The 13,715-nt window shown below is 63.6% G+C and carries 12 protein-coding genes; 10 read left to right on the top strand and 2 right to left on the bottom strand.

Features of this window, described 5'->3' with window-relative positions; genetic code table 11:
- Position 1: 1 nt before the first annotated feature.
- Both BM075_RS08070 and BM075_RS08065 read right to left on the bottom strand, forming a co-directional pair.
- On the bottom strand, positions 2-922 hold the full coding sequence (locus tag BM075_RS08070; RefSeq protein ID WP_093360157.1) for a carbohydrate ABC transporter permease: 921 nt from the start codon (positions 920-922) through the stop codon (positions 2-4).
- Between the two features lie 96 nt (positions 923-1,018).
- Positions 1,019-2,251 carry an ABC transporter substrate-binding protein gene (locus BM075_RS08065; protein ID WP_093360156.1) on the bottom strand — a complete coding sequence of 411 codons (1,233 nt, stop codon included), beginning with the start codon at positions 2,249-2,251 and terminating at the stop codon, positions 1,019-1,021.
- A gap of 153 nt (positions 2,252-2,404) precedes the next feature.
- Here BM075_RS08065 and BM075_RS08060 point away from each other — a divergent pair, with 153 nt between their 5' ends.
- From BM075_RS08060 to BM075_RS08015, 10 genes are all read left to right on the top strand, one after another.
- On the top strand, positions 2,405-3,196 hold the full coding sequence (locus BM075_RS08060; protein ID WP_093360155.1) for an IclR family transcriptional regulator: 792 nt from the start codon (positions 2,405-2,407) through the stop codon (positions 3,194-3,196).
- 13 nt (positions 3,197-3,209) lie between these two features.
- The gene (locus BM075_RS08055) at positions 3,210-4,268 is read left to right on the top strand and encodes an ABC transporter ATP-binding protein (protein ID WP_093360154.1); all 1,059 of its coding nucleotides are present in this window, start codon (positions 3,210-3,212) and stop codon (positions 4,266-4,268) included.
- Between the two features lie 276 nt (positions 4,269-4,544).
- A complete protein-coding gene (locus BM075_RS08050) occupies positions 4,545-5,615 on the top strand; it encodes an extracellular solute-binding protein (protein WP_093360153.1) in 1,071 nt (356 codons plus the stop codon).
- Positions 5,616-5,673: 58 nt separating this feature from the next.
- Positions 5,674-6,771 (top strand): ABC transporter ATP-binding protein, encoded by a 1,098-nt coding sequence (locus tag BM075_RS08045; RefSeq protein WP_093360152.1) that lies wholly within the window; start codon positions 5,674-5,676, stop codon positions 6,769-6,771.
- Entirely contained in the window at positions 6,771-7,628 is an 858-nt protein-coding gene (locus BM075_RS08040; RefSeq protein WP_093360151.1) for an ABC transporter permease, read from the top strand. The genes BM075_RS08045 and BM075_RS08040 overlap by 1 nt, the downstream gene beginning before the upstream one ends.
- A gap of 10 nt (positions 7,629-7,638) precedes the next feature.
- Positions 7,639-8,490, top strand: coding sequence for an ABC transporter permease (locus BM075_RS08035; RefSeq protein ID WP_093360150.1), 852 nt, complete (start codon positions 7,639-7,641; stop codon positions 8,488-8,490).
- A 176-nt stretch (positions 8,491-8,666) separates the two neighbouring features.
- Positions 8,667-9,866, top strand: a complete 1,200-nt coding sequence (locus BM075_RS08030; RefSeq protein WP_093360149.1) for an acyl-CoA dehydrogenase — start codon at positions 8,667-8,669, stop codon at positions 9,864-9,866.
- An 11-nt stretch (positions 9,867-9,877) separates the two neighbouring features.
- The gene (locus BM075_RS08025) at positions 9,878-11,047 is read left to right on the top strand and encodes a CaiB/BaiF CoA transferase family protein (RefSeq protein WP_093360148.1); all 1,170 of its coding nucleotides are present in this window, start codon (positions 9,878-9,880) and stop codon (positions 11,045-11,047) included.
- A gap of 186 nt (positions 11,048-11,233) precedes the next feature.
- Positions 11,234-12,496: an aminotransferase class V-fold PLP-dependent enzyme gene (locus BM075_RS08020; RefSeq protein ID WP_093360147.1), complete on the top strand. Its 1,263-nt coding sequence runs from the start codon at positions 11,234-11,236 to the stop codon at positions 12,494-12,496.
- A 126-nt stretch (positions 12,497-12,622) separates the two neighbouring features.
- On the top strand, positions 12,623-13,474 hold the full coding sequence (locus BM075_RS08015) for a DUF305 domain-containing protein (protein ID WP_093360146.1): 852 nt from the start codon (positions 12,623-12,625) through the stop codon (positions 13,472-13,474).
- Positions 13,475-13,715: the final 241 nt, after the last annotated feature.

Raw genomic sequence — 13,715 nt, 5'->3', positions numbered from 1 at the left:
CTCAGAGCCCCTTTCTTTCGTCGTCGACCATCTTCCAGATGAAACCGGAGATGAAGACCATCATGATGAGGAACAGGATCACGGCGATGGCCGCGCCATAGCCCATGCGGTAGCCGTATTCGGACAGCGCCTGCTCGAACATGTAGAAGCTGAGCACGCGGGATGAGCCGAACGGGCCGCCATCCGTCATGATCGAGACCAGGTCGAAGGACCTGAGCGCGCCGATGACGGTCACGACCACGGCCATGAACGTGGCGGGGCGGAGCTGCGGCAGGATGACGTACCAGAGCATTCGGAAGCCCTTGGCGCCGTCGAGCCGCGCGGCCTCGATCTGCTCGGGGTCAACGGCATTCAGGCCTGTGAGGTAGAGGATCATGCAGTAGGCGATCTGCGGCCAGAGACCGGCGGCGATGATGCCGTAGGTCACGAGGTTGGGGTCCGCGAGGATGGCGATGCCGGAACCCGTCGCCCATTCGATCAGGTTGTAGAAGAGGCCGAAGTTCGGCGCGTAGAACCACGCGAAAATCAGGCCGACCACGACCTGTGAGATCACGAAGGGGAAGAAGAACAGCGACTTGTAGGCACGAATTCCGCGAACCTTCTGGTTCAGGAAAATCGCGATGCCAAGTCCCGCAGGCACGGCCAGCATATAGAGGACGAGCCACAGGACGTTGTTCTTCAGCGAGGTATAAAACGCCTCGTCGTCGAACAGTTCGCGGTAGTTATCGAGGCCGATCCAGGTCTTGGCGCCCAGACCGTCCCAGTCGTAGCCGGACAGCCAGAAGCTCTCGAAGATCGGGATGATGACGTAGACCAGAAAAAACAGAACGCCCGGGATCAGGAAGATATAGGGCGTCAGCTTCTGCTGGTTCTCGCGCCACCAGGTTCTTCGGGAATGGGTGTCCGAAATCGCGATGCTCATGGCCAATCCCCTTCCGCATGGCATGAAAAAGGTGGCCCGGACGTCCCGGGCCGAGGGCGCGCGGCCGGCGAACCGGCCGCGCGGAGTGGCGGGAGGTTATTTGTAGATCCGTCCGCGGGCCTTCTCGAGGCGCTCGAGAATGTTGTCGAGCTGATCGGGCTGCACCATGAACTGCTGGAAGCCCTCCATGCCGATCTTAGCCATCTCGGGCGGCGCATCACGGTCGAAGAACTGCGCGATTCCGCCTTCGGTGCTCGACAGGAGCTCGAAGCCAGCCTGGATGAAGGGATCGTCCTCGGCGACGGTCGCGTCCTTGTTGATCGGAAGCTGACCCATTGCGGCGTTGATCTTGGTCTGTGCGTCGGGCGATGCCAGGTAGGCGAGGAAGGCCTTGGCGTCCTCTGGATTCTGCGCGGCGCTCGTCAGGTGCACCGTATCCGTCGGCGCCTCCTCGGCGCGGGGCACATCGGGGTTGATGGTCGGGAACGGCATGAAGCCCAGCGTATCGTCCGTCATTCCGCCCTGCTTGAAAACGGCGACGGCGAAGTTGCCCATGACGTAGTTCGCGGCCTGGCCCTGAACCAGCAGGGCGGCGGCGTCCTGCCAATCCAGCGCGGCGTGGTTCTGGGTGATGTAGCCCGGCTCGACCAGCTTGCCCCATTCGGCAAAGGTCGCCCTGACCCTGTCGTCGGTCCAGGGCACCTCGCCGTTGGCAAGATCCATGTGGAATTCGTAGCCGTTCGTCCGCAGATTCAGGTAGTCGAAGATCCCGGCTCCCGGCCACAGCGCCTTGGTCCCGGTGGTCGCGCAGTCGATGCCGGCCTCCTTGAAGGCGGCGCAGTTCTCGATGAACTGGTCCCAGGTCTCCGGCACCTCCACGCCGACCTGCTCATAGACGTCCTTATTGTAGTAAATTCCCCACTGGTAGTACGTGTAAGGGATACCCCACTGTTTGTCGTCCATGGTCATGGAGGGCAGGGCCGAGGCCAGTGCCTCTTTCAGTCCGTTCTCTTCCCAGACATCCGAGATATCCTGGAACTGGCCCGCGTTGACGAAGGGCGCCATCCGGTTGCCGGCGTACCAGTTTGCGAGGTCCGGGGCGTCCGCCGACAGGAAGTTCCGGATCGAGGTCTTGTACCCCTCGTGGTCGAAGTTCTGGAACTCGATCTTGATGTCAGGGTTCGCCGCCTCGAAGTCGGCGATCACGGCCTGCATGGCGGCCAGAGGCGCCGGGTCGAAGTCCCCATAGTATTTGACCGTACCGGCATAGGCCGTGGAAGCGGCGATCGCGGCGAGGGCCGAGATCGACACGGTGGCTTTCAAGCGCATGGTTTCCTCCCGTTTGCGTTACAGAACAAGTTTCATTTAATGAAACCATGTTTTGCATATTGAAACTCTAATCTCGAATCGCCTATGGTTGTCAACATCCCATACGGCATGCGCGCGGGCAGGGCGGCTTGGGGTTAGGGAAAGGCGGAGGCGATGGCGACCCCATCTTCTGGCACTGTAGATAAGGCCCTCGACGTGCTCGACCTGATCGCGGCGCAGGAACGTCCGGTGCGGTTTGGCGAGCTACAGCGCCTGTCGCCCTTGCCGAAGGCGACGCTTTACAGATTAGTACAGACTTTAGTAAACAGCGGCATGGTCGTTCAGAATCCGGATAGCGGTGCATACTCTCTCGGCGTTCGCCTGGTGCGCCTTGCACATGCCGCGTGGCGGCAAGCTTCCTTGGCGCCAATCGCGCGGCCGCACATCGACGCGCTGGCGCGGAGCACCGGGCTGACCGTGCATCTGGCCCAGATGGATTACGGCCATGTCTTGTACCTGGACCGTCGGGATGGATCGGAGGCGGATGCCGGTTTCAGCGACGCAGGCAAGATCGCGCCGGCCTATTGCACCGGCGTCGGGAAGGCGATGCTGGCGCATTTGCCGCCGGCCGAGTTGGATCACGTGCTCGGCATGCAGAGCTTCCAGCGTTTCACGCCGACCACGCTGGGCAGTGAAGCCGTGCTGCGCCAGTCCCTGAGCAAGATCCGCGCCCGGGGCTATGCCGTGGACCGGGAAGAATACCAGAGCGGCGTCCTGTGCGTCGCCTCTGCGATCCTGTCGGGGGAGGGGCGCCCGCTCGGCGCGGTCAGCCTTTCCGGATCGGCGGATCGGATCGACATGGGAACGCTGGAGGGGTGGGTGCCTCGCTTGGCGGAGTGTGTGGAGGAGATCGCCGAGGAGGCGACGCAATGGGCATTTCCCGTCGAGCGATCGGCGGCCAGATGAGAGGGAGGACAGAATGACGGGAGTTGTTCTGAACAATGTCGTCAAACGTTTTGGCGAAGTGCAGGTGATCCACGGTGTCGACCTTGAGATCGATGACGGCGAATTCTGCGTCTTCGTCGGCCCGTCCGGCTGCGGCAAGTCCACCTTGCTGCGTATGGTGGCCGGGCTGGAGGAGACGACCGAAGGGACGATCCTCATCGGGGAGCGGGACGTGACCCGGATGGACCCGTCCGAGCGCGGGGTGGCGATGGTCTTCCAGACCTATGCGCTCTATCCCCACATGACCGTGGCAGAGAACATGGGCTTCGGCCTGAAGATGACCGGCCATCCGAAGGATACGATCAATAGCAAGGTGGCCGAGGCTTCCCGCATCCTCAAGCTGGACCCGTATCTCGACCGACGGCCGAAGGCCCTTTCCGGCGGGCAACGCCAGCGGGTTGCCATCGGGCGGGCCATCGTCCGGGGACCGGAAGTTTTCCTGTTCGACGAACCGCTCAGCAATCTGGACGCGGAGTTGCGCGTCGAGATGCGGGTGGAGATCGCGCGGCTGCACCGTGAGATCGGCGCGACGATGATCTACGTCACCCACGACCAGACCGAGGCAATGACGCTCGCCAACAAGATCGTGGTCCTGCGCTCCGGGCGGATTGAGCAGGTCGGTAAGCCGATGGAGCTCTATTCCGACCCCGACAACAAGTTCGTCGGCGGGTTCATCGGCTCGCCCGCGATGAATTTTCTTAATGGGACCACGGCGGGCGGCCATGTATCCGTCCCCGGCCTGAAGCAGGACCTGGCCTTGCCGCTCAATCTGCAGGAAGACGGGCGCAAGGTGAGCGTCGGGCTGCGGCCGGAGCACCTGGAGATCGATCCCGCTGGCGACACGCTCACAGTCGAGCTGACCGAAGCGCTCGGGGGCGTGTCCTACGCACACCTTGTAACGCCGACGGGAGAGACGTTGATCGTCGAGGAGCGCGGAGACGTTCGGACGGAGGCCGGCGCGCGGGTGGGGCTGACCATTCCGCTCGAGAAGGCGTATCTCTTCGACGCCGACACGGAATTGCGGATCCGGTAGCCATGTCAGGGGTGCGGGTGCAGCAGGGGCCGTGCGCCTGACCCCATCGCCGCCTGCCACCGGTCGTCCGCACGCAAAATTCCCAAGACGATGAAGACGTTACAAACATGTCACGGTCTGTTCGTAGGATGACGGACATGTTGCCAGCCCGAAGGACAGTCGCGGCGGAAGTTGCCGAGAGTGCCCTGCGGTCACGCCGATAAAATTTGACGCGCGAGGACGAGACCGCCAAGCTGGCTGCACGTTCAGAGAAGACGAACCAACGGGGACCCAATCATGAAATTGCAAACAACCGCAGCATGTTCTGCTGTCGCTCTGTCGTTTTGCGTCGCAGTTGCACCCGCGACTGCCGACACGCTCCGGCTGTTGACCTGGGGTGGCTACGCGCCGGACGACGTCATTGCGCAGTTCGAAGAAGAGACCGGCCACACGGTGGAGGTGACGACGTCCAACAACGAGGAGATGATCGCCAAACTGCGCGCCACGGGCGGCGGCGGGTTCGACCTTGCGCAGCCGAGCCAGGACCGGATCGCCGGGCCGCAGGAGGAGTTCGGCATCTACAAGCCGATCGACATGTCACAGATCGACACCGCGCTGTTCATCCCCTCCATGCTTGAGGCCACAAAGGGCAATACGACTGTCGGCGGAGACGTGTACGGCGTGCCGCACATCTGGGGGACCAGCGGCCTGGTGGTCGATACCGCCAATGCGCCGTCGGTCAAGGACTACACCGACCTTTGCAACGATGACGTGGCGGGCAAGGTGTCCTACCGCCTCAAGCGTCCCACGCTCATCGGCTTCGCCTTCGCCATGGGAATGGACCCGTTCGCCGCCTACAGCGACGAGGCCGCGTACACGGAGATGATGGAGAAAGTCGAGGCCAAGCTGATCGAGTGCAAGGCCAACGTCAAAACTTACTGGGACGGCTCCGACCAGTTGATCGGGTTGATGCGCTCGGGCGAGGCGGTTGCGGCGATGGCCTGGGACGCCGGTGGATGGAAACTGAACGCCGACAATCCGGACATTAACTTCATTGCGCCGACCTCCGGGGCGCTCGGCTGGATCGACACGTTCGCGCTGCCCGCGAAGGGCAAGGCCGACGAGGCCGCCTATGCCTGGATCAATTTCGTGATGAAGCCTGAAATAGCGGCGAAGATCACCGAATCGTCGAGCTACTTCACCGCCTCGAAAGGAGCGGACGAATTGGTGAACGAAGAGCAGAAGGCGCGGTTCCAGGCCAGTTTCCCGCCGGAAGCCATCGACAACATCAAATGGTATCCGACGGTGCCCACCGGACTGGAAGTCATCGAAGGCGGCGTTCTGGACCGTGTGAAGGCCGCCAACTGATCTGAATCCGCGGCGCCCGCACCTCCGTGGGCGCCGCATCCTCTCGACCGGAATTCCCATGACGCCCGATCTTGAATGCCAGAGCCTGACCAAGCGGTTTGGCGAGACCCTTGCCGTGGACGAGGTGTCGTTCGACGTTGCGCGCGGCTCGTTCTTTTCCATCCTCGGTCCTTCGGGCTGTGGCAAGACCACGATCATGCGAATGATTGCCGGGTTTCTCGAACCCACCTCCGGCGACATCCTGATACGGGGAAAGTCGGTGCTGGATACCCCGCCCAACAAACGGCCGGTGAACATGGTGTTCCAGCACCTGGCGCTCTTCCCGATGATGAACATTGCCGACAATATCGGTTACGGGTTGCGCCGCGCCGGGATGGGCAAGGCCGATATCGCCCGCAAGGTCGAGGAGGCGCTGGACCGGATCGGCCTTCCGGGGATCGGTCACCGAAAGGTGGACGAACTCTCCGGCGGACAGAAACAGCGCGTAGCCATCGCCCGCTGCATGGTGCTGGAACCGGATGTGCTCCTGCTGGACGAACCCCTCGGCGCGCTGGACCTGAAACTCAGGGAACGCATGAAGGTGGAGCTGAAATCGTTGCAGGCCGCCTTCGACACCACGTTCGTCTACATCACCCATGACCAATCCGAGGCGCTGGTGATGTCCGACCGCATCGCTGTGATGAACGAAGGCCGCTTCGAGCAAGTCGGGACCGGGCAGGATCTCTACTATCGTCCGTCCACCGCCTTCGTGGCGGGCTTCGTCGGCGACACGAACCGCTGGTTCGGCCGCATCGAGCGCGTCGAGGGTGACATGCTCGAGATGCGCACCGAGAGCGGCATGACCCTTCGCGGCGAACGCCACGGTCGGGCACTGTCCACCGGCGACCGGGCGGAGATCTTCGTCCGGCCGGAGGCGATCCGCATCGCCCATTCGGCGGAAGAGCTGGAGCACTTCGACAACCGCATCTCGGGGCGTGTCACCTCGCTGCTGTTCAACGGCGCGGACAGCCGCATCCTGGTAGACGCGGCAGGCTCGGACGAGGTCGCGGTCAACCTGCCGCAATCGGGGGAGTTCGCCGGACTCGCCCGCGGTGCGCCCGTTCACATCGGCTGGTCCGGTGCGCAGGGCAACTGCTTTGCATCCCCGGAGGCCTGATGCGGGCGCAAGCGAAACTCGGACTGGTCCTTCTGCTCACGCCGCTCCTGCTGTGGTTGACGCTGCTGATCTTCATCCCGCACGTCGACATGCTGCTTGTCTCCCTGCGCGAGCGCGTCAGCGCCGGCGTCTACCGGACGAGCCTCGCAAACTACTGGGCGTTTCTCAGCGAACCGCTCTACCTTCGCACCTTTATGCGCACAGCGGTGATGTCGACGCTGGCAACGGTCATCACGCTGCTCATCGGCTTTCCGGTGTCCTACTACATCGCCAAGATCGCGCGGGGCAGGGTGCAGTCGGCGCTGTTCCTGCTGTGCCTCGTGCCGTTCTGGGTGTCCGAACTGGTGCGCACATTCGGCTGGATGATCCTGCTGCGAGAGACCGGGATCATATCGAACCTGCTGCAGTTCCTGGGCCTCGTGGAGGGGCCGGTGGAGATGCTCTACAACGACGCCGCGATCATGGTAGGACTGGTCTATACCTCCATGCTGTTCATGGTGGTGCCGCTGGTCACCACGCTCCAGACCTTGCCGGATGAGGTCGTGGAGGCGGGCTACGACCTTGGCGGCAACAGTTTCTCCGTGCTGCGCGAGATCATCATCCCGCACGCCACGCCCGGCATCGTGTCCGGCTGCATCGTCGTCTTCATGCTGAGCCTCGGCAACTACCTCACGCCGATCATGCTGGGCGGGAAGGACAGCCTGTGGTTCACCGAATTGATCTATTCCCAGTTCATCGTCCGCTTCAACTGGGAGCTTGGCGCCGCCTTCGGGTTCATGCTGCTGCTTCTGTCATCGGCCATCGTCTGGGGCATGCTCAAGCTGACCGGGCAGTCGCTCGAACGGACGGTGGGGTGAGGGCCGCGACATGATCCCAACCATCCCCCAACCGCGCCTTCTGACCGTCGCCTATACGGCCTACGTGGCCGCCTTCTTCCTGTTCCTCGCGCTGCCGCTGGCAGTGGTCGCGGTCTTCGCCTTCAATGACAGCCAGTTCCCGTCGTTGCCCTGGGAGGGGTTCACCTGGAACTGGTTCTTCGGCTCCGAAAGCCCGATGATCGGCGTCTTCCACGAGCGCTCCATCCTGCGTGCCATCGGAACGTCCGCGTTCGTTGCGGTCTGCGTGTCGGTCCTGTCGGTCGCCATCGGGCTGTCGAATGCGTTCCTGTTCAACCGCTATCGGTTCCCGGGACAGGGCATTCTCTACATCCTGATGTTGCTCCCGCTTGTCGTTCCCGGGATCGTTCTCGGGATCTCGATCCTGGTCTTTTCCAGCCGGGTCGCGAACGGGCTATGGGAGATAGCTCAGTGGGACTTCGAGGCGCTCCGCCCTGGGCTCGTGCTCGTCATCCTCGGGCAGTTCTCCTTCATCGCGACCATCGCCACGCTGGTGATTTCGGCACGGCTGCAGAAGTTCGACCGCACGCTGGAGGATGCCGCGCTGAACCTCGGTGCGAACCGCCTGACTGCCGTTCGTACGGTGACGCTGCCGTATCTGATGCCGGCGATGATCGGGGCCTTCGTGGTCGCCTTCTTGATGAGTTTCGAGAACTTCAACACGACCCTGATGCTGGTCGGCTCGGATGCCCCCCTGACGATCGCCATGTTCGACCGGCTGAAGGAGGGGTCGACGCCACTTTTGAATGCGGTCTCGCTCCTGCTGATGCTTGGCTCCTCCTGCCTCGCGTTGCTGGTGATCGCATTCCAGCGGCGCAACTGACGCCGTAGCGCCAGCCCGGTCCGGCTGGTTCTGCGTCATTTCGGACCGAGCCGTCTTTGCCTCCTCGTCTTGCAATCCGCCGGCAGCCACGTACCGTCGCGTTCGCCGGTCTCCATCGTGTCCCGGGCGGGCGCAATGTGAGCCGAAAAAAAATTGGAGAAGTAGCGGAGGACTCCATGCCGACCACGACGCACAAGGGCGTTTCGTTCAATCCGGAGGACCCGTTTCTGCTCGCCGATCAACTGAGCGAAGACGAGCGGATGATCAGCGCTTCCGCGGCCGCCTTCGCCTCCGATCGCCTGCTTCCTCGGATCCAGACGGCCTACCTCGACGAAACGACGGACCCGGAAATCTTCCGCGAGATGGGGGAGGCGGGGCTGCTCGGGGTCACGATCCCCGAGGAGTTCGGCGGCATCGGTGCCTCCTACGTGGCCTATGGGCTGGTCGCCCGCGAGGTGGAGCGGGTGGACAGCGGCTACCGCTCCATGATGTCGGTCCAGTCCTCGCTCGTGATGTTCCCGATCCATGCCTATGGCTCCGAGGAGCAGAAGCGGAAATACCTGCCCGGGCTGGCGTGCGGCGACCTGATAGGCTGCTTCGGCCTGACGGAACCCGACGCCGGCTCCGATCCGGCGGGCATGAAGACCCGAGCCGTCCGCACCGATAGCGGCTACCGGCTGACCGGGACGAAGATGTGGATCTCCAACAGCCCGATTGCGGACGTCTTCGTCGTCTGGGCCAAGTCGGAGGCCCACGGTGGCAAGGTGCGCGGCTTTCTCCTGGAAAAGGGCATGAAGGGCCTCACCGTGCCAAAGATCGGCGGCAAGCTTTCGCTTCGCGCCTCCATCACCGGCGAGATCGTCATGGATGACGTGGAGGTGGGCGAGGACGCGCTCTTGCCCGGAGTGGAGGGCATGGGCGGCCCCTTCGGCTGCCTGAACCGTGCGCGCTACGGGATTGCCTGGGGGGTGATGGGCGCGGCGGAGGATTGCTTCCAGCGCACGCGCCAGTACGGGCTCGACCGAAAGCAGTTCAACCGCCCGCTCGCCGCGACCCAGCTCTACCAGAAGAAGCTGGCCGACATGCAGACGGAAATCGCGTTGGGCCTGCAGGCTTGCCTGCGGGTCGGCCGGCTCTTCGACGAGGGACGCTTCGCGCCGGAGATGATCTCGCTCATCAAGCGCAACAACTGTGGCAAGGCGCTGGAGATTGCCCGCAACGCGCGCGACATGCACGGCGGCAACGGAATCCAGATCGAATATCACGTCATGCGGCACGCGCAGAACCTGGAGACGGTCAACACCTACGAGGGAACGCACGACGTGCATGCGTTGATCCTCGGCCGCGCGATCACCGGCATCCCGGCGTTCGCGTAACGGGCCGCCCGATGAACGGCGACGCCCCGCTCAGGGGATTGAAGGTTGTGGAACTGGCCCGGATTCTGGCTGGCCCCTGGATCGGCCAGACGCTGGCCGACCTTGGTGCCGAGGTGATCAAGGTCGAAGGACCTGAGGGCGACGATACCCGCCGCTGGGGTCCGCCGTTCATCGAGCGGCCGCTTCCCGGCGGTGGCACGGAGACGGTCGCGGCCTATTTCCACGCCACCAATCGCGGCAAGACCTCCGTCACCTGCGATTTCTCCGATCCGGAGGATCTGGCCCGGCTGAAGGATCTGATCGCCGAAGCGGATGTGCTGGTGGAGAATTTCAGGGTCGGTGGACTGAAGAAATTCGCGCTGGACTACGATGCGGTCGCGCGGATCAATCCACGGTTGATCTATGCCTCGATCACCGGGTTCGGGCAGGACGGCCCGCGCGCCATGCAGCCGGGCTATGATTTCCTAATTCAGGGCATGTGTGGAATCATGGACCTGACCGGCGAACCGGACGGCGCGCCACAGAAGGTCGGCGTGGCGTGGATCGACGTCTTTACGGGGCTTTATGGCGTCATCGCCGTGCAGGCGGCACTCGCGGAGCGGGACCGTTCGGGCAGGGGGCAGCACGTCGATCTGTCGTTGCTCGATTGCGGCGTCGGCGTTCTGGCAAACCAGGCCACGAATTTCATGTTGGGGAACTTCGTTCCTACCCGGCTCGGCAACGCGCACCCCAACATCGTGCCCTACCAGGTTTTCGAGGCCTCGGACGGCCACTTGATTATTGCCTGTGGCAACGACCGGCAGTTCCGGGCGCTGTGCGGGGTTCTCGGGCTGGACACCCTCGCCGACACTCCGGCGTACGCGTCCAACCCGGCACGCGTGGAGAATCGGGCCGCCCTTGTCGCCATGATCTCTGAACGGACCCGGGCGAGGCCGAGATCCGATCTCATCGCCGCATGCGACCGATCCGGGGTGCCGGCCGGTCCGATCAATTCCGTGGCCGAGGCGCTGACTGAGCCGCAAGTCGCCGCGCGTGGCCTGCAGATCGCCCCCGAAGGCATCGCAGGGCTGCGCACGCCGATCCGGTTCTCGCGCAGCGCGCTCTCGCTCACCCGCGCCGCGCCATCCCTCGGCACAGGATCGTGGAGTTTCAGCACGACCGACGGCGGGGACGAGACCTGATGGCTGCGGATCAGGTGGTCGTGGGGAGGCCGCAGATCGGAAACCCGTATCGCGTTGACAAGGCTGCTGCCTTTGCCGAAGGACAACCGCAATGGGAGCGTGGCGTGAATGGGTTACGGAGCCATTCGCGCCCGAGCCACGCGGACCCGACGCACTCCCCGGACTAACAATTTGGTGACACTGAAAATGGCGTACGACATCACACCCGACCTGATCGACCAGATCCGCGCGCGCTTCGCCCATGTGGAGGCCTGCCCGTTTGAGGGCGAGCGGGTGTTCTTCGAGAACGCGGGCGGAGCGCTGACGCTGAACGCCGTGGTGGAGACCTCGGCCAAGATGGCGGCGATCCCCGACAACCAGGGTCGGGACAATGCGGCTTCCAAGGCGCTGCAGGGCATGATCGACTCCGCACGGGAGGACATGCGGGTGTTCTTCGGGGCGCCGAACGCCAACTTCTTCGTCGGCGAAAGCGGAACCGAACTTCTGTTCCGCCTCATCCGCGCCGCCTGTCTGGGCACGCCTCAGGGGCGCGTCGTGGGGAGCTCGCTGGAGCATCCGGCCACCCGCAGCGCTTGCGACCGATGGGCCAAGGTCGCCGGGAAGCCCTATGTCGTGCTCCCGCACGACACTGCCACAGGGTCGGTTGGGCCCGCCAACTATGCGGAACACGTCACGCCTCACACCGTCGTGGCGACCATCCTGCACACGTCTCCGGTCACTGGCATGGGCGTCGACGTGCGCGCGGTTGCCGCGCAAATCCGCGCGATCGCGCCGGATTGCGTCATCATTGTCGACGGCATCCAGCACGCGGCGCATGGGCGGCTGGACATCGCCAGCTACGACGTCGATGGCTACGTGATTTCTCCGTACAAGGTATTCTCGCGCCACGGCTACGGCATCGCGTGGGTGTCCGACCGGCTGGCCTCCATGCCGCACGATCACCTGATGGGCGCTCCCAATGCGCCATGGGAGCTCGGCACGCGGGACACCGGCGCCTACGCGACGTTCTCCGACGTCGTGGCCTATTTCGACTGGCTCGGCGCGCAGTTTTCCGACAGCGAGGATCGTCGTACCCGCATCCAGGCTGCGGGCGAGGCGATCCATGCCCAGGAAGCGAAGCTGGCCGAGGCGATGTTGCATGGCACTGGCAATCTCAAGGGGCTGGCGGAATTCGACGGTGTGACGATCATCGGCGGCGTGGACAATCCGCTGCGCGAGGGTCTGGTGTCGTTTGCGCTGGACGGACTGCCAGCGCCCGACGTGGTCTCCGCCTTGCGCGAGCGAGGGGTGCGGGTGCACACGCGGAAGGCCGACCACTACTCCAGCAACATTCTGGAGCCGCTCGGTATGGCCCATTGCGTCAGGGTCTCCATGTGCCACTATAACACGGAGTTGGAGGTGGCGCGGTTCCTGCAAGCCATGAAGGACATTGCCGACGACGCCGGGTGATCGCCCGGCCTCGCCCCCCGTGGCCGGAACCATCCATTCCCGGCCTTCCCGCGCAATATCCACATGGAACCATCCAGCGCTGGAAGGGCGTTTCTCCAACGATATCAAATGAGTTGGAGGCCCCCAATGCACTACGGTCGTTTCTTCGCGATGATCGCAACCTCGACGGTGGTGATGTTCGGTTTAATGTACCTGAACACCTACCTCGTCAGCCATGTCTTCTGGTCGGAGACGCGCGCCTACATGGCACTTGTGATGGGCGCGACGATGGCAGTCATCATGCTCGCCTTCATGCTGTCGATGTACACCAACCGATCTCTGAACATCGCAATCTTCGCAGGCTCCATCGTTCTCTTCGCCGGCGCCCTCTGGCTCGTCCGGAGCCAAGTGACCGTTCAGGACCGGAGCTTCATGCGAGCGATGATTCCGCACCATTCTATCGCGATCATGACATCCACGCGCGCCGAACTGACCGACCCCCGCGTTCGCGAACTGGCCGATGGGATTGTCTTTGCGCAGGACAAGGAGATCGCGGAAATGCGCTACCTTATCGCTGACATCGATGCGAACGGAGAAGCGTCCTCCGGTACCGAGGCGGCACCTGCGGTGCTCAAGAGTGCGGAGGAAGCTCTGTCCTCCGAAGTGGTCGGGACAGTGGATCCGGAGTTCCTGACGTCGGACGACATTGCCACGGTGTTTCCGGATGGCGCGACGTGCAGGTTCGCCTATACCGGCCGCAGCCCGGCAGTCCTGGTCACCGGCGAGGACGCGGACGGACCTGCTGCGCTTATCAAGATCAGCGGAGATCTGGTGCGCCTCGCCGCTTCTGACGCGGGCCCTGATGGCGGCACATTCGAGGCATCGCCCATGCGCGCGGCGATCGAGCCAACCGATGACGACGACCTTCATGACCTCATCATCGGAGCCGGCCCCGAGTATGAGGCGGGATTCCGCGGACTGTATGCGTGTGCATCCTGACCAAGCGCGCTGCGCGTTTGGGGGGCAAAGGGACCAAATCTGGGAGCGGGCGGGCGCTTGCGCACAAATCCTGCCCCCGCCGCAGACTGTCGGGCGAGATCAGCCTGGGATTACGCCGCCTAAGGGGCGATGTTTTCCCCTGAGAAACTACCCGTAACGCCCTCCTGCATTGTTTCACACTCCGGCATTGGGTAGAAAGGTGTAGCGCGATCGGCTGGTGGCGTGCGTCACCTGCGAGTGA

It is taken from the genome of Tropicimonas isoalkanivorans (assembly GCF_900112335.1).
Lineage (GTDB): Bacteria > Pseudomonadota > Alphaproteobacteria > Rhodobacterales > Rhodobacteraceae > Tropicimonas > Tropicimonas isoalkanivorans.
Note: the sequence above shows the minus strand (reverse complement) of the source record. Positions and strands in the feature narration are given on the sequence as shown.